This is a genomic window from Fastidiosipila sp. (assembly GCA_012511175.1).
In the GTDB taxonomy this organism is placed as follows: domain Bacteria; phylum Bacillota; class Clostridia; order Saccharofermentanales; family DTU023; genus UBA4923.
Genome location: JAAZGO010000024.1, coordinates 1 through 17,311, shown reverse-complemented (window position 1 = coordinate 17,311; position 17,311 = coordinate 1). Strand labels below are relative to the sequence as shown.

Below are 17,311 nucleotides of genomic sequence, written 5' to 3'. Positions count from 1 at the left end.
GGCATCATGAAGATTAACGGTGTTGAGATTGAAAATACGTTTGCCGAAGGCTTCCATATGGTGGGAACGCGTTTCCTGGTTACTGCAGACAGCCTGGAGTGGGCCAGGGAGGCCGGAAGGAAGGCAACCGGTTTCGCCACTTCGGTAGTCGCCTGTGGTTGTGAAGCGGATATTGAATCGGAAATCGAAGCGGGCCCGGATGGACGTCCCGGCGTATCGATTGTGATCTTGTCTCTCACACGACAGATGCTGGAAGAGCAGACGATCGCTCGGGTGGGCCAATGTGTGCTCACCTGTCCGACGACCGCATGCTTTAACGGAACCATGGGCGGCCAGCCCATTAAGGTGGGAAGCAGCTTACGTTACTTTGGAGATGGACACCAGATGTCAAAGTTGCTATTTGGCCGCAGGTTCTGGCGTATCCCTGTTATGGACGGCGAATTCCTGGTTGAAGAATCGTTCGGATCTTTTGAAAATGCAACCGACGGCAACTTGATTCTTCTGGGGCGGTCACGCGAGGCTGCTTTGAAGGCTGCGGAATGCGCTGTAGCCGCCATGCGCTCCAGCGGGCGTGTTATTTTGCCGTTCCCTGGCGGTATTGTGCGTTCGGGAAGCAAAGTGGGATCCAGGTATAAAAATCTTCGTGCTTCGACGAATCATCTCTTCTGTCCGTCATTAGCTTATTTGACTGATTCAGAAATCGGGGCGGAAGTGAATTGCTGCTATGAAATTGTCCTTTGCGGTGAACACGAGAACGATGTCAGACGTGCGATGAAAGCTGGAATTGAAGCCGCTGCCATCGATGGTATTGTCCGGATCACAGCCGGCAATTATGGGGGTAACCTTGGAAAAGTCCGCATTCCCTTGTGGGAACTCTTCTCATGAGGGTGCTGGTCGCCGGCTGGTCAGTGCGAAGTCCGGCTTGTTCTTTGCATGATGCAGGATACCATGTCACCGCAGCGGACGCGTACGGGGATGCTGATTTAAAGATACGAGGCATTCCGGTTATTTCGCTTAATGAAGCATTGCAGCAACGAGCCCATTACGATGTGTTGCTTTATGGTTCAAACGCCGAGGCGCTGGTGGAATCATTCCCGGGGAAGATCAGTGGCAACTCAGCTGACACGCTCCGCCGCTTAGCTGATATCCGGGCTTGGTTTGATTTTCTGGATTGTGCGGGCATCGGGTTCCCCCCTACCTGGTTTTCAGCCGCTGAACTGCCCGACCATGTGCAGATTCTGGAGAAGAATCCTTCCCGGCACGGCGGAACCGGCGTGCGCCCATGGACAGGGGGAAAAATACCCAGGGGATCCATTTTACAGGAAAAACAAGAAGCCCAATCCTTTTCGGCCAGCTTCTTTGCCTCAGAGGGTGAGGTCACGCTTTTGGGAGTGACAGAACAACTGGGCTTCGATCGGAAGATCAGCGAAACTCTCCATGTGCCAGGATACGCCTACTGTGGAAATATTCTGCTTCGGGACTGGAATGAGGAGCTGCTCGCCCGTCTGACTTCCATCGCGCGATGCCTAACTCGGGAATACCATCTGGTTGGGCTGAACGGCATTGATTTCATCATGGGTGAGGACTGCGAACCGCTTCTGCTGGAGATCAATCCGCGATGGTGCGGTTCATTCGAATTGCTTGAGAGAATTCCAGGATTTCTTCCCGCGATTGCCCAAATTGAAGGACAGCTTCCGCCTGTCACTGACCTGCCGGTCGGAGCAGTTGGCAAAGCAGTGCTTTATGCTCCGGATTCGGGCGTGCATGTTCCTTCTAATTCGCTAGAATGGTTACAGGATGGAATGGCTGATGTCCCGATGCCCGGCGAGATAATCAAGCCACAGCACCCCCTGTGTACGGTTTTCGCAGAAGCTGACACCCGTGACGCGTGCCTGAATGCCTTGCTGGTGAAAGCAGATTTGCTTTACGAGCGACTGGAGAAGAATCATGCCTGTTGATTGGGATCAGATAAATCGCAAGGTGGCCAGGATTGCAGGTGCCATGCGCCGGTCCCGTGCACCGGCAATATACGGTCTGTGGGAGTTATCGCTGGAAGAACAGCGCCTTGCGTTTCGATTGGCCGAAGCGCTTGGTGCCTATATTTCTGTTACCCCGCGCCTGAGCTCGACGCTCACGGTCGGCACGATGCTCCGTGCACCGGCTGTGATTTTCGTGGGCAGCTCTGATTTGCCATCGGAAATAGTTCTTTCACCAGATATTCCTGTCATTCGCTGCGATGCACTGGCCGAAGTCCAGGTCTGGCCGTCTCTCCATGCCTCTTTGCGGGGCAGGGCGCCTGGAAATGACAGGATTTCAGAACTTGAGGATGTAGTCGAGCTTATGCGCCGGTGCGAGCCGGTCTTGGTTTTCAGGCAAGCCGTGCTTGTTCCGGAACTTTTCGATTGGCTGAATCCGCTCCTCCACCAGGGAAGACTGTCGGGGGCCATGCAATGGGAAAGCGGGCAGGATGTTCTCGGTCGCAATGCTGCGGGTGCATACGAAATTGCATTGGAAGAAGCAGGCGGTGCAGCGTCTGTCTGGTCAGGCGGCATACCTCGCGCTGACCGTTGTTTTGATGTAGTCAGTTTATGTGATGCCAAGGTAACGGATCTGGTTTTACGGTTGGGTGAAAGTGGCGTGGACCCCCGTTTGGACGGTATTCCTTTGATTGCCATAGGCCCTTCAGCTTGTCCGCCGGATGCCTGTGACGGTCTCCAAAGTGCGGTCCAAGCCGAAGAGGAATACACCATCCTCCGTCCCGACGGCATGGTTCTCACGCAATACGGGAAAATGGGATCACCTTACCCGTCTATACGATATGTTTTGAAAGGATTGCTGTCCGAGGTAAAAGCATGCTGAAGATTATGAACGCCCGTCTGTTCGATCCTGTCAATGGGAAACAGGGGGAGTCGGCCGACCTTTGGGTCAGGGATGGGAAGATCATTCCAGAACCGGCCTTGTTCCAGGGCAAAACACTGGATGCAGCCGGGGATGTCGTAATGGCGGGAGCTGTCGACATTCACAGCCATGTCTGTGGCTATCCGCTTCAATTGGTCCGGCAGTCGCAATCGAAGGTGGTACCGGGTGTAAAATCCATTTCCCAGGACTATCTGGCTCTGGGCTACACCGCTGTGGTCAACGCGGCTATGCCTGCCCTCAGCGCGCGGCAGGCGATTCTGGAAGGAGCCTGCGGGGGGCCGGACAAGATGAATCTTGTCTGGTTGGGCGAGAATCCAACACTTCTTGCTTTACTTGAAACAGGCGAAGATGCGGCTTTACGGGAATATCTTTCTTTTACGCTTGACATATCCGCTGCTTACGGTCTAAAGTGCATCAACCCGTGCGGAGGGATGACGTCCGACAGACTCTCCCCGGAGAAGATGATTGATCGCCTGATTGACGCCAACGAATACCTCGATCTGCCACACGCACTTCACCTGCATCACCCTTTTCTCGGCCAACGAGATGCCTGGCGGATGGTTGTGGATACGGTGAATCGGGCCCGGGGACGCCGATTGCATCTGGCTCATTTACAATTTTACGCTTATAAAACTGACAATAAGGGCAGATTGACCACGGCTTCACAGGAATTGGCGCGCTGTCTTAACGATAATCCTCAGCTCACATCGGATGTCGGTGCCGTTGTTTTCGGTCCGGCAGAGGTAGTGACGGCCGATGCTGGATTTGCGGAATACCTGAGTGGCCGTCGTGCCTGCAGTGGTCTGATGAAACAACAATGGGAGGAGGACGGCACGCTCAGCGCACTCCCATTGGAATATAAGCGCTCTTACATGGGTTCGATCCAGTGGTTGGCCGGGCTTGAGCTTCTGCTGCTTACCCGGAATCCGGAACAATGCATGCTGACGACCGACTATCCGAACGGGGGATCATTCCGGGCTTACCCCTACTTGATCCAGCTGCTGATGGATAAGGCATTCCGTGATGCGGAGGCGGGGAAATTAAACAGCAAGGCACTCTCTCGCTCCTGCTTGAAAAGCATTCAAAGGGAGTTCAGCTTGTCGGAAATTGCCAGACTGACGCGATCAGGCCCTGCTTCATCGCTTGGTCTCGCCAACAAGGGACAGCTGGGGATTGGCGCGGACGCCGATCTGGTTATCTATCGTGACCTGCCTGACCGCGGGCGAATGTTCCGGGAACCGCGCCAGGTCATCAAGGAAGGCGTGCCTCTTGACCCTGCTCTTGGCTGGCAACAAACAGCCTCCATCTGGCGAACACCGTTTCCCGACTATGACCGGGCATCTGTCAAGAAAAAACTTCTGCACCGGATGAGTATCGATTTTGATCAAACCTTTTTGACGGATCGATTCCTCGACGACAATGGGGTGCGAACTTTGAAGAGGAAAGGAGAGACTGCCTGATATGAAGGTCATACTGACTTTCAGGGATTCACCCTGGACGTGGATGGATCTGTCACCCTTTTCAGCCGTTGCCGACCAGCTTGGAGAGTCGTTTTCCGGTTCCAGCTTGACTGGCCTCCGTATTCGCATGGGACGGGAGCTCCTGTCCAGCGACAGCCTTTTCGATATTCAGTTCGAACACGGGGAGGAGAACATGCTGGTCTTCAAAGGGGACTGTTCACGTGCTATGGGGATTGGCTCTGGCCTGAAGAAGGGAAATCTATGGATCCAGGGAGATGTCGGGCCGGGGCTTGCGAGGGACATGGAGGGTGGATGTCTTCGCGTTTCAGGTCATGCCATGGGCGATTGTTGCAATTACATGCAGAACGGTGTCGTTCTGATTGAGGGGAAAGCAAGTGGGGAATTAGGTTGGCGTATGCGCCGCGGACTCGTTCTGGTCAGGCAAATGGATGGTCCTGCAATCGGACGGGATATGCGGGGAGGAACGGTTGTTGTCACAGAAAGACTTAGCCCGCACGTCCGGATTGGCCCCGGTATGGATCGCGGCAGCATGATCCTTCCCTGTGAAACAGAAATTTCGAAGGATTTCTATGTGACAGAGAAGCTTCCTTCATCGTTTTTGCAGCTGCTGTTTTCGGAAATGGAAAAGGCAGATCTCCCTTTTCCCGCCTCATGGCAGCACGTGCTATTCCAGCGTTATCGTGGTGCCAAAAGCGGACTTTGCAAGGCTGAAATCTTTGTCGCGGAGAAAACTGAGTGAAAAAATTTATCATCACAGGGTCAAAACCAGGGTTTCACTCCAAACAACTTTTATCAGCGTTCGTCCGTTTAGGAGCTGTATCAAACTTCATTCCGATCGATCAACTGACACTCCATGCCCACTCTCCGAATCTTCCGGACCTGTTCAATGGGTGTGATGGTGCGGTGTTACGTGCGATTCCAAGTGGTTCGTTGGAACAGATCATCTTCAGAATGGATGCTTTGTACGCCTTGGAGCGCCGTGGGGTTGTATTTCTGAACTCGCCTAAAACGATCGAAAAGACAGTCGACAAGTACTATACTTCGTCGCTTCTAGCCGAACACGGTTTACCTGTCCCACCCACCATCGTTACAGAAAGGGTCGACGAAGGCGTGGAAGCTTTTCACAGCCTGGGCGGCGATGTGGTCTATAAACCGCTTTTTGGATCAGGGGGAAAAGGGATGCTGCGGCTTACCGATGAGGAAACGGCTGAACGGTCATTTCGCGAGCTTGTTTCCAATGGTGCCGTTCTCTATTTGCAACGTTTTATCCAGTGTGATCAACAGGATATCCGTGTCTTTGTCCTTGGAGGCAGAGTGGTCGCAGCGATGCGGCGGATTGGGGTCGAGTGGCGCGCCAATTGCGCACTGGGAGGTAAACCCATTCCTTACCGACCGTCTCCATCTATCAAAAGTTTAGCGCTGAAAGCTGCCTCCGTTATTGGTGCCGAGATGGCGGGAGTTGATCTGTTACCGGCCAAGGACGGAACATATTATGTGAGTGAAGTCAACGGCTCCCCCGCATGGCGGGGATTATCTCTCGTGTCGGATGTGGATATTCCTCTGGAAATTGCCCGGTATCTGCTAAAGAAAACAGGCGAAAACTGAGCTGCACGCCAAGAGCTGGTACTCCCCGATTTCATTGGACGCAAAATCCTGTGATTTGATATATTTATTTAAGAAGAGCAGAATGGATTTCAGTTTTGATGGTTGAATTCTTTTGTCTCCGGAGGGGAAGCAGTTGAATCAAAGAAAGGATTTGCATGTATTTTGAAAGACACCGGGCGCGTGGTATACACCCCCTGTGCTTATATCGTGCGAAAGAGTTTTGCCCGACATAATTGAACGGATCAGGCGATCCTGCTCCGCCGGCAGATAATTCCTATGAACTGACTGGCAGCTATACTGTATTCTGCCACGCCAGTTCCGTGGCGCTCTTACGAGCGGAATTTTCAGGGCTACGATAAAAAACAAAAAACATACCGGGCCAACATGGCCGCAGCCGGCTGATCCTGTGCAGGTTTGTGTAGGCTCCATGAAGCAATGGCTGCCAAAGGACAACCTGTCACAAGTGACCTGAAACCGGTTACCAGATGAAAAAGAAGGAGGGCGCATAATGGTTACGCTCGCAGAACAAATAAAGCAATTTGCCCTGGATCAGGGATACTGCCGTGTCGGAATCGCACCGGCAGACGATTTTGAAGATCACATTCAAGAACTTCTCTCACGAGGGGATCTCTATGATTTTTATACAGAAGGACCGTATCAGCCATTGCTTGCCGCCAGACCGAAAGAGGTGTGGCCACCGGCCAAGTCCATCATTGTTATGGCCTATGATTATTTTCGTACCTCTTTTCCGGAGAATATGCTGGGCAAAGTCGGCCGTGTTTACCAATCACGTACCATGAACGCTTTTGCACCGCGCATTGCGGGTTTACGGCTCCAATCCGTTGAAGACTTCATCCGCTCCAAGGGGATCCAGGTTGCGCCGTTCTTGATGCTTCCGGAACGCAGGCTCGGTATGCGCGCTGGCATAACCAATACAGGACGTAATAATTTCGCTTTTGTGGACGGAACGGGGTCCTTTATCTATCTTTCAGCCCTCGTGGTTGACCGTGAACTCGACTACGATACACCCGTCGATGAGACAACCTGCAAGTGTCCACCCGGCTGTACTGCATGTATCGATGCCTGTCCAACCCAGGCGCTGTACGCGCCTTTCCGGCTGGTACCGCGTCTCTGCATCAATTTTAATACCTCAATGGCGAAGGACGAAACCGGTTTTGGCGTGACCGACAGCATTCCTCACCAGGTCAGAAAACAAATGGGCGAGGCGGTCTTCGGCTGCGATATTTGTCAGGAAGTGTGTCCGCGCAATGCCAAGCGATTGCGGATGGAGCTGCCGAAAGATCCGCTTCTTGAAAAGATATCAAAGGAGTTTTCACTTGTGGGCATGCTGCACATGGAAGAAGATTATTTCGAGAAATACGTTCAACCCATCGGCTACAACTTTGATCTGAAACCACGCTATTTTCAGCGCAACGCGGCAGTCGCTCTGGGTAATACCCATGATCCCCGTTATCTTGATGATCTGGGCCGGGAGCTCGACAATGATGACGCGATGATCCGGTCCCATGTGGCCTGGGCGATCGGACAAATCGGAACAGACAAGGGGAAGGCATTGCTGGAGACGCGATTAAATCAGGAAAGCGACCCTGACGTACGTCTTGAGATTAGCCAGGCGCTCGATTCCATCGAGTCCAAAGGCTAGAGACTTGTTTTGGCGGGAGGGCAAATGGAGCGGAGTGACGCAGGACAGATCAGCCGTATCAGAGCGATGGTTGAAGTGTACCGGGAGGTTATCGTCCAGGATCTTTCGAGCCTTGTTGCAATTGAGAGTGTCACATTTAATGAGGGGAGAGCGGTTCGCTTCCTGGCCGACAAAATGAGAACTTACGGTTACGATGAAGTTCGGATCGACCCGGTTGGGAATGTTTTGGGCAGGGTTGGACACGGACCTCGCGTCATTCTTTACGATGCGCATATTGATACTGTTTCACTCGGTGATGAGAAAGAATGGGAATATCCGCCGCTCTCAGGACAGCTTGCGGGCGGAGCTATTCACGGGCGGGGCGCCTGTGACGACAAGGGCTGCCTTATGGGCATCACTTGGGCGGGGCGAATTGTCAAGGAGCTTGGTCTGGCCAATCATGTCACGCTCTGGGTCTCGGGTTCAGTCTCGGAGGAAGCCGTCACAGGTGCCAGCGTTGAAGCCATGTTGAAGGAAAATTTCGATATAAAGCCGGATTTTGTTCTGGTTGCCGAAGCAAGCGGACTACGCATTATGCGTGGCCATAAAGGCAGAGCCCTGCTTCAGTTCCTGGTTCCGGGAAAAGCGGCACATGCATCGGCAGCCTGGCGCGGAGACAATGCGCTTGTCAAAGCACTGCCGATTATCAAAGCGATTGACGACTATCAGGATTTTCCGGAGGATCCTTTTTTGGGGAAGGGTTCCATCGAAGTGACATGTCTTGAGTGCAAGACACCATCACTCAACACGATTCCCGGTCAAGTCATCATCACTTGTGACCGCCGTACTGCTGCAAATGAATCGCTCGAAGATCTCCTGATGGAAGCCCGTTGCTTGGATCAGGACATTGAAGGAGTCGAGATTCGGGTCAATACGGAGCACGTGAAGACCTATTCAGGCTACGAGATCGAGATGGTTGATTATTTGCCATCCTGGGTGCTGCCCGAAAACCATCCATTGGTACAAGCAGGGGTCGAAACCTTTCGGGATCTGTTTTCAAATGAACCCGTTATCACCAAGTGGTCCTTTTGCACGAATGCGACCCATTTTTGTGGCCGTTTGGGAATCCCCTCGATCGGCTTCGGTCCGGGAGACGAGGCCTTTTGCCACTCCAACCGGGACAGGGTTCAGGTTGACGAGTATTTGAAAGCGATACAGTTTTATGCAGCATTGCCGCTGTATGTGTCCAAGCATGCCGAATAAGGCATTTCTCCCATTCCTGAAGGAGGGAAGTGCCGGAGGTCGGTTTAGGGGCCATAAAAACTAGCGTAGAGTATATCCGGATTGAAGGATCCTGTGCGAAATGACCTGCCGCTTCGAAGGTTATTCAGTTCGCACACAGCCACTTTATGGACACTCAAGTCCATGTTGTAAATGTTGTAGTTGGCTTCTTCAAATAACTTGCCAAATGTTTTTCCCGCGTGGATCGTGTCAGCAAAGGACATCATTGGCAGAATACGCTCGATCGCATGATCTTCACAGTCAACCAGCAGGCGTGCGTACGAACCATAAAAGATGGAATTATTGACGCGGTCCATTGCAAGAAGCTCATCCCTTGCACAGGGTGCGACAACCCCGTAACCATCAAAGCCAAGAACGGTTTCCAGCGGGAAGCCGTTGACAGCCAACCCCCAGAGGGCCACTTCAGGCATACGGGCGCAAATCTGAATACAGCCAACCAGGCTGCCCGTTGTTGCCGCCAGAAGATAAACGCGAGAGGGGTCAACATCGCAAGCCCTGGAAACCTCCAAAGCAATTTCGTTATCCGGCATTTCCGCTGTTTGTACACACAGGGCCGTGGCGTGCCAGCTGTCGCGGTAATGCCACATCCTGGCGACATCATCTTGCCGGGCAATGGCCCGTGCAGGTCCTGACCCAAAACCGTACAAGCGGTAGCTTCCCGTTTGCTTGATTTTCCAACTTGAAAACTGTGATGACAGACAGGCTTCCTGAGGATGCGGCAGGGTAACCGCGACAGCCGGCAGGTCGACCTGCCCCTGGCAAAACCGGCTGAAAGAGACTTCTCCCAGCCCTCCCAAGGACACTTGAGTAAAAAGACGACCCGCCTCCCAGCTTCCAGGTACGTGAATTCCCATATCAATGACTGTCGCGCCACACGAGAGGGTGGTCACCGCACAGCCTAACGCTTCTGCACGGGGCAGGATATCTTTCTCGATCAACTCAACGCTTCGTTTGCTTAGTTGCATGGAGGCAACCTCTTTTCGTATTAATTTTTCTTTCATGCGGGATCATCATTTTCGCACAGTTGAGACCCATAAGTTATCGAATTGTCGCAAGCGGGGCGGGCTGGCTTTCGTGTCCCAGAGGTTTATTATATATTGAAAGACAGGCCGCAGGCATTATATTCCGGCTCAAGTAGAGGAAGAATAAGAGAAGCGTGCTTGATAAGGGATTTATGTTTGTTATCGAAACCAACACGACGGATCCGGCTCTCAATCTTGCTTACGAAGAGTATTATCTACGTCATGCCGCATTTGATGATCCCATTATCATGCTGTGGCGAAATGAACCAACCGTCGTCGTTGGCGCCTTTCAGAACACGTACAGTGAGGTTGATTACGATTATTTGAGATCCCATAGTATTCACCTGGTTCGCCGTACTACGGGTGGCGGCGCAGTGTACCATGACCTGGGAAATCTTTGTTATTCTTTTATCCGCCTGGAAACGGATCTGGATCACCTCGATTTTCATCAATTTTTGCAGCCGGTGCAAACCGCGTTGGCAACTCTTGGTATCGACGCGGAGATCAGTGGCCGTAATGACCTCTTGGTGGAAGGAAGAAAGATTTCAGGCAGTGCGGCGCGCGTCGTTGGCGATCGTGTTCTCTTTCACGGTACTTTGCTTTATTCTTCTGATCTGGGTGTCCTAGTCCGGGTTTTGACGGTCAATAAGGAAAAAATCGTCTCAAAAGGTGTTCCTTCCGTAAGATCACGCGTGACCCGAATTGCAGACCATTTGCCACAATCCCTTGACATCCTGGAGTTCAAACAACTCCTCCTGAATGCCTTTATGGATTCAGAGACATATTTGCCATATGAACCAAGCGAGAAGGAGAAGCGGGCAATCCTTGCATTGGCTGAAAGCAAATACCGAAATGATGAATGGACCTTCGGCAAAAATCCTTCATTCAATGTTTCATACAGCCGCCGTTTTGACAAGGGAGAATTAACAGTGAAACTATTGGTGCACCATTCCCGTATCGAACACTGTCATTTTGAGGGCGACTACCTTGGATGGCTTGATTCGGATGAGGTGGCATCCGCCCTGGTTGGTGTTGTTTACAGCAGGGAATCCGTGGAAGCAGTCTTGAAGAAATTCGAGGAATCAACCACAGGTTCAATGAGTCGTCTTGACTTGTATTTTGGAGGGCTCACCCGGAACGGGATTGTCGGAACAATTATGGGGGAAGACAAGCACCAGGGCGAATGAAGGTGGCGCAGGCGGACATGGAAGTTGCCGGTATTGCCTTTCCGGAAGCGCCGGGGTTGTGCCGATGGGTCGGTCGTTTCTTCTGCGGTTCACGGCTCTTCAGCGATCAGGACGCTTGACATCCTCCTTCAAATTTACTAGCATGATCTGAGCGGTTTGCGTCCGCTTTCCAGTAGGAGCGGGTACCGTTTTGAGCTGATGCCGATCTGTTCAGTGCACAAAAGTTTATCGAACCATTGGATGCAACAGCTTCGGCTGTTTGGTGCCTTGTGGCATGAATACAATCACATATAGGAGCTTATATGAAACTACCAAAAAAGAGATTACTGAAACTGTATCGCGACATGTTCATGATCCGTCAATTCGAGAATGTGATTGAGCAGTATGCGGCGAACGGGACGATCCCCGGATTTGTCCATTTATCCACGGGGCAGGAAGCGTGCCAGGCGGGGGTCGTGGATTGTCTGAAAAAAACGGACTATAAATTCCCCGATCACCGGGGGCACGGCGCCATCGCGCTCTGCGGGACAGATCCGAAGCTTGTGATGGCCGAGATATTTGGCAAAAATACGGGAATCAACCATGGGCGCGGCGGCTCAATGCATATCAATGATCTTGAATGCAGAAATATGGGATTCAACGGCATCCAGGGTTCAACCATGGTCACAGGGCTGGGGACGGCATTTGCTTCTGTTTACAATAATACGGATGATGTGACTGCCATCTTCTTTGGTGATGGCACCCTGGGTGAAGGGACCTGTCATGAGAGCATGAATATGGCGGCGACATGGAATTTGCCGATTGTCTATTGCCTGCTGAATAACTTCTACGCGATTTCCACGCACACGGATGACGTCCACCCGCAAAAAGAATTGAAAACCTGGGGCGAGGGTTACGGAGTACCCAGTTTTCGTGTTGACGGAAACGATATCGAAGCCGTTGTATCTGCGATGGAGCCTGCGGTGGAGAGGGCGAGAAAAGGGGAAGGACCGACTTTGCTGGAATTTGTCACTTATCGGTGGCAGGGACACTTTGCCGGTGACCCTGCAGCTTATCGCCCTGACGAGGAAGTTGAGGAATGGAGGAAAAAATGCCCTTTGATGCGGCTTAAGAATATTCTGTTGGAACGTGAAGGAGTGCCGGAGAAAGAGCTCGAGAAGATCGAAAACGAGGAGAAAGACCATGTCATGGAAATGTTGAAGTTTTCGTTGGAGAGTCCTGAGCCTGATCTTGAAATGGCAACGAAGTACGTTTATGCGGACAGAAAAGTGGAGGTAAACAATGGCTAGAAAGCTTTCTTATGGGATGGCCATCAACGAAGCCCTGCATCAAGTCATGGAAAAAGATGAACGAGTATTTGTCATAGGCGAAGACGTTGCGAAGATGGGTGGCGACTTCGGTATCACCCAGGGTCTGTGGGCAAAGTGGCCCAACCGCGTGAAAGATACGGCTCTTTCTGAAGCGGCGATCGTTGGCCTGTCATGTGGGGCCGCTGTCTGTGGCCTTAAACCGGTCGCGGAAATGATGTTTGCTGATTTTGCCGGGGTTGCCTTTGATCAGATTGTTAACAATGCAGCCAAGCTGGGTTATATGTTTCAGGGCAAAACATCTTGCGGGCTCACACTGCGTATGCCGCAAGGCGCCGGTATCCGGTGCGCGTATCACCATTCGGCCAACGTTGAAGCCTGGTTCCTCAACACACCCGGCCTGGTGATCGTCTGTCCCTCCACGCCTTATGAAGCCAAAGGCCTGCTGACATCGGCCATTCAATCCAATAATCCGGTCATCTTTCTGGAGCACAAAAAACTTTACAATGTCAAGGGTGAAGTCCCGGAAGAGTATTACGAATTACCGCTTTATAAAGCGGTTGTTGAACGCGAAGGTACCGATGTGACCGTCGTTGCCACCCAGACGATGCTTCAGATGGCTGATGAAGCGGCCCGGACTCTGGAACAAGAGGGTATATCTGTTGAGATCGTCAATCCCCGCACCATTTTCCCGTACGACAAGGAAACACTGCTGAATTCGGTTGCGAAGACAAGTCGTCTTGTTCTCCTTCAGGAAGGTCCGAAAGTCGGTGGATGGGCAGCTGAATTTTCGGCAATGGTGACAGAAGACGCTTTCGAATACTTAAGCGCCCCGATCAAGCGTGTAACATCAAAAGACACGCCGGTTCCCTTTGCTCCTGTGCTGGAAGACAGCGTGATGCCGCAAAAGGATGATTTGCTGGCATCCTGCAGAGACCTGGTTCATTACGGCTAGGGCATAAGGGGGATTAATAGATGCTCATTCAAATTACAATGCCGAAATTTGGCCTCACCATGGAAGAAGGAACCATTGACGAATGGTTGGTCGAGGTTGGACAAAAAGTGGCGAAAGGCGATATCCTGGCCGAAGTGTCAACCGATAAAATAACCAATTCGGTCATCAGTCCTGAAGATGGCTACATGCGAAAGTACCTCGCTGAGGAAGGAGACACTGTTCCTTGTGGAGAAGTGATTGCATTGATGACGGAATCGGCTGAGGAGGCTTTGACAGAATCATCCGGAACTCCTGAAGCCATGCCGGAATATGGATCGGCAGCTGAAGCAGAGCAGGAGCTTCTGCCTGAAGCCGAGACCCAGGCCAGTTCAGTTGCGGGCGAGGTTGCCATTACGCCGAGGGCCAGGAAACTGGCTGAAGAACAGAATCTCCTCTACGGCCACATCAAAGGGACGGGCCTCCTCGGTGCGATTACGGTCGACGATCTTAAGAAACACGGAAAACCACGTTCGGATGGGGCAGTTCAGGCAGACCTTGCAGTTCCTTCCCCCGCACCAGTGCCCGGATTTGTTGCGGGATCAGGGACAGATTATGTCAGGAAGCTCTCTTCGATTGAAAAGAAGACTGCGCAGACCATGCATGACAGCATGACTGGTTCAGCCCAGACCACCATTGCAACCGAAGCGGATATGACGAATCTTGTTTCAGTGTATCGTGAGCTCAAGGATCGATACGCTGAGGAAGGTGTCAGACTGACCTATACGGCGTGCATAATCAAGGCGGTAGCGATGGCTCTGGAGGATCACCCCAGAATTCGGACGACCTTGATCGATGAGGAGCAAGTGCGGATATCCAACCGCATTTCAATCGGTGTTGCCGTTGATTTACCGGACGACAGCCTGATCGTTCCGGTGATTCGTGATGCCAACCTTATGGATCTGAGAACGATTGCGCTGACATTGCGCGATTTGACGGAGCGCGCCAGGAACAACGCACTGCAATACGAGGAGCTGGGCGATGCATCGATAACCGTCAGTAATATGGGGAATATGGGCGTCACCTACTTCACACCCGTGCTCAATCCGCCAGAGGGGGCGCTGTTGGGTGTCGGTGCAATGCGCGAACAGATTGTAGTCAATCAGGGCAATATGACGATTGCGCCGGTTATGTATTTAAGCCTCACTTACGATCACCGTATCATCAATGGGGGGCCGGCCGCGCGTTTTCTAAAACAGGTCGTGGACACACTGCAGCATTTTCCGGAATTCTGATTCTTCAGGATCACTTGCTTAATAGTTAGAAAAAAGGCAGGATGGCCGCTTTGACAGCGGCCACCCTGCTTTCTTGTGCCCGAGGGATCAGTATCTATTTAAGACCGGGGTCTTCCCTGATCGTGCCAGAGCAGCTCGGTTCGTTCCATCAGCCTTCTTCTGGCTGCTGCCTCGTCGAAACTTGTAATGCGGCCCTCTTTCACGATCGCATGTCCTCCGATGTAGACGTCGCGCACATAGGCAGGCTCCGAGTAAACGACAATCTGGTCATAGATATTGGCGGGGAGCACGGGGGTTGGATAAGCAGCGCGGATGATAACGAAATCAGGTACAAAGTTTTCGCGTAACAAACCGGAGCGGGTCAGGCCCATCGCTTTGGCTCCCATTTCGGTGGCCATCTTAAAAACCAGGGAGGCGGGCATAATATCGGTTCGTTCATGATTCGCTTTGTGGATCAGGAAGGTTGCCCGCATTAATTCAAAGAAATTATTGACAAACCCGTCAGTTCCGATACCCACATCAATTCCCGCGTCCAAGAGAGAGGGGATCGGCGCGATGCCGCCCCCGACCTCGCAGTTGCTGATGGGCATGTGAGACGCTTTGATTCCATATTTCGCCATCAGGGAGATTTCCTCTTCATCGACCTTGACGCATTGGGATGCCAGTGTTGTCGGATGCAGGGCGCCCGCTTTCTCATATATTTTGACGGGTTTGGTGCCGTATTCGCGCATGATTCTTTCCGGTTCATATGAGCTTTCAGAAAGATGAAACTGCATCATGGCCCCCTCAGTGAGTGCTATATCGCTCGCCAGGCGGATAAAGGCTTCGCTGCAGGAGAATGTTGTATGGGTGCAGATGGCGCCGCGAACCAGCTCGCTGTTCCTGAAATGACGTACGGCATCGCGATTCATATGCAAGCCCCGGAGGCCGTTCTCGTAGCTGACACGTTCAGAGGATTCCAATGAGACAACGGCACGCATGCCAATTGATTCCAGTGCCTCTCCCTGAGCGATCAAGGCATCCTCTTCGATGAAGGGAGCTTCCAGAATATCACAGAGAGCGACACAGCCTGAGTGCAACAATTCGGCGGCAGAGACATACGTTCCCGCGACCAAGTCCTCCTTGCGGAGCTGGTCCTCGATATCCGGCCACCAATAATCCGCAAGGAAAGAATCGAAGTTGCGAATCATTGAGCGCGGGATCATGCCATGGGATATCAAGCCATATTGGTGCATATGCGAGTTGATGAAGCCAGGGCAGACAATTTCTTTCGTGGCATCGATCACTTCGCCGAGATCGCCGGCAATTTCCATTTCTTCAATTTCGGAATTCGACAGGATGCCGACAATTTTGTCATCTTGGAAAATGAATCCGGCATTCTCTCTCACTTCCTCGGAAGAGATGACAAGCCATCTCGCTTTTAATGCTTTCATAACAGCCTCCTTTCAAGATACTGACCCCGATGGTGCTGGTGGACTCCATTCCTGATTACAAAAGAACCGCGGGAGATGACAGAAACAATCTCAACATCGCGGGGGACATTTGCATAAATCGAATAATCGGCAGCGGAATGATCGATCCGCCTGGCGGGAGCGGTCTTGCTGAAGATTGTGATGTCTGCGTCGCTGCCAGCCCGCAAAACGCCCTTACGCGGGTAGAGCCCGTGCAGGCGTGCGGTATTTTCCGTAAAGCGGTCAATTACAGCGTCACCGAAAAGTGGATGGAGCACGCTGAAGGAATGCTCAATGCCGCCGCATCCCATGGGAATTTCCTGCAGGCTGGGTTTAAACTTGTATTTTTTTAGGAAGGGACAATGATCGGTGGCGAAGCAGTCGATGTCACGCCAATACTTATTCAGCAATTCCTGCTCCTTAACGGGTCTTATAGGGGGTGTCATCGTATAAAGAGGAGCATCCGGCCCCTGATAGACGCTGTCATTAAACAGGAAATATTGCGGGCATCCCTCGATAAAAAGATTCGATCCCAGAATATCTGCGAACTCATTCTTAAGCATCTGGATGGTACTTCCGCAACTGGTGTGCACGATGTAGGCACGGCCACGGTACTGCCTGACCCATCCGGCAATCTCCCGAACCTGTTCAACCTCCGATTCGGGGGGCCGGTTCAGACTATGATCCGAGACATTCGGATTGACAAGATCAAGCATGTCATCCTTTTCACTGTGGCAGAGGATCAGAAGATCGCCCTTGGCGGAGCGGCGAATCATGGCCTCCACAGTTCGCGGTGATGAATAGGATCCATCTGCCTTGTAGGTGGTATAGAGCTTGATGGTGGGCATTCCCAGTTCAAGAGCGGCGGAAGCGATATTTTCCGGATCATCGGCGATATCTTTGACGGCGGCATGCAAGGTGAAGTCTATATGCACATTTACAGCCACTTTCATTCGCTCATCGAAGCGTTGTTTTACTTCCAGGGCTGAAGTGGCCTCGTCGAGAAAATCGATGATGGTGGTGACTCCGCCATAAGCAGCCGCAATGCTGCCCGATTCAAAATCATCAGCACTCTGCGCAAACCGGTTTCTCATGGCCAGATGCACATGGGGATCGATCAAGCCCGGGATAACGAATAATCCGCTTGCGTCGATGGTTTCCTCTGATGG

General features: G+C 52.1%; 15 protein-coding genes. 12 read left to right on the top strand and 3 right to left on the bottom strand.

Annotated features, from left to right (window positions below; all coding sequences use genetic code 11):
- Positions 1-6 precede the first annotated feature (6 nt).
- From fhcD to GX839_04635, 8 genes are all read left to right on the top strand, one after another.
- The gene (gene fhcD / locus GX839_04670; protein NLB04751.1) at positions 7-885 is read left to right on the top strand and encodes a formylmethanofuran--tetrahydromethanopterin N-formyltransferase; all 879 of its coding nucleotides are present in this window, start codon (positions 7-9) and stop codon (positions 883-885) included.
- On the top strand, positions 882-1,958 hold the full coding sequence (locus GX839_04665; GenBank protein NLB04750.1) for an ATP-grasp domain-containing protein: 1,077 nt from the start codon (positions 882-884) through the stop codon (positions 1,956-1,958). The genes fhcD and GX839_04665 overlap by 4 nt, the downstream gene beginning before the upstream one ends.
- Entirely contained in the window at positions 1,948-2,859 is a 912-nt protein-coding gene (locus tag GX839_04660; protein ID NLB04749.1) for a hypothetical protein, read from the top strand. The genes GX839_04665 and GX839_04660 overlap by 11 nt, the downstream gene beginning before the upstream one ends.
- Complete coding sequence (locus GX839_04655) at positions 2,853-4,379, top strand: amidohydrolase family protein (GenBank protein ID NLB04748.1); 1,527 nt, start codon at positions 2,853-2,855, stop codon at positions 4,377-4,379. Before GX839_04660 ends, GX839_04655 begins: the two co-directional genes overlap by 7 nt.
- Before the next feature lies 1 nt (position 4,380).
- The gene (locus GX839_04650) at positions 4,381-5,139 is read left to right on the top strand and encodes a hypothetical protein (GenBank protein NLB04747.1); all 759 of its coding nucleotides are present in this window, start codon (positions 4,381-4,383) and stop codon (positions 5,137-5,139) included.
- Positions 5,136-6,005, top strand: a complete 870-nt coding sequence (locus GX839_04645) for a RimK family alpha-L-glutamate ligase (GenBank protein NLB04746.1) — start codon at positions 5,136-5,138, stop codon at positions 6,003-6,005. The genes GX839_04650 and GX839_04645 overlap by 4 nt, the downstream gene beginning before the upstream one ends.
- Before the next feature lie 508 nt (positions 6,006-6,513).
- Positions 6,514-7,668 (top strand): epoxyqueuosine reductase, encoded by a 1,155-nt coding sequence (locus GX839_04640; protein ID NLB04745.1) that lies wholly within the window; start codon positions 6,514-6,516, stop codon positions 7,666-7,668.
- Positions 7,669-7,692: 24 nt separating this feature from the next.
- Entirely contained in the window at positions 7,693-8,910 is a 1,218-nt protein-coding gene (locus tag GX839_04635) for a YgeY family selenium metabolism-linked hydrolase (GenBank protein NLB04744.1), read from the top strand.
- A 44-nt stretch (positions 8,911-8,954) separates the two neighbouring features.
- On the opposite strand, the gene mch is transcribed toward GX839_04635, so the two are convergent.
- Positions 8,955-9,950: a methenyltetrahydromethanopterin cyclohydrolase gene (gene mch, locus GX839_04630; GenBank protein ID NLB04743.1), complete on the bottom strand. Its 996-nt coding sequence runs from the start codon at positions 9,948-9,950 to the stop codon at positions 8,955-8,957.
- Positions 9,951-10,123: 173 nt separating this feature from the next.
- Between mch and GX839_04625 the strand changes: the two genes are divergently transcribed.
- From GX839_04625 to GX839_04610, 4 genes are all read left to right on the top strand, one after another.
- On the top strand, positions 10,124-11,158 hold the full coding sequence (locus tag GX839_04625) for a lipoate--protein ligase (GenBank protein NLB04742.1): 1,035 nt from the start codon (positions 10,124-10,126) through the stop codon (positions 11,156-11,158).
- Positions 11,159-11,460: 302 nt separating this feature from the next.
- Positions 11,461-12,447 carry a thiamine pyrophosphate-dependent dehydrogenase E1 component subunit alpha gene (locus GX839_04620; protein ID NLB04741.1) on the top strand — a complete coding sequence of 329 codons (987 nt, stop codon included), beginning with the start codon at positions 11,461-11,463 and terminating at the stop codon, positions 12,445-12,447.
- Positions 12,440-13,420, top strand: coding sequence for an alpha-ketoacid dehydrogenase subunit beta (locus GX839_04615; protein ID NLB04740.1), 981 nt, complete (start codon positions 12,440-12,442; stop codon positions 13,418-13,420). The genes GX839_04620 and GX839_04615 overlap by 8 nt, the downstream gene beginning before the upstream one ends.
- A 20-nt stretch (positions 13,421-13,440) precedes the next feature.
- A complete protein-coding gene (locus GX839_04610; protein ID NLB04739.1) occupies positions 13,441-14,691 on the top strand; it encodes a 2-oxo acid dehydrogenase subunit E2 in 1,251 nt (416 codons plus the stop codon).
- A gap of 98 nt (positions 14,692-14,789) precedes the next feature.
- On the opposite strand, the gene GX839_04605 is transcribed toward GX839_04610, so the two are convergent.
- Positions 14,790-16,124: an amidohydrolase family protein gene (locus GX839_04605; protein ID NLB04738.1), complete on the bottom strand. Its 1,335-nt coding sequence runs from the start codon at positions 16,122-16,124 to the stop codon at positions 14,790-14,792.
- A partial coding sequence (locus GX839_04600; GenBank protein NLB04737.1) for an amidohydrolase family protein occupies positions 16,121-17,311 on the bottom strand: 1,191 nt, incomplete at its 5' end. The genes GX839_04600 and GX839_04605, both read right to left, overlap by 4 nt.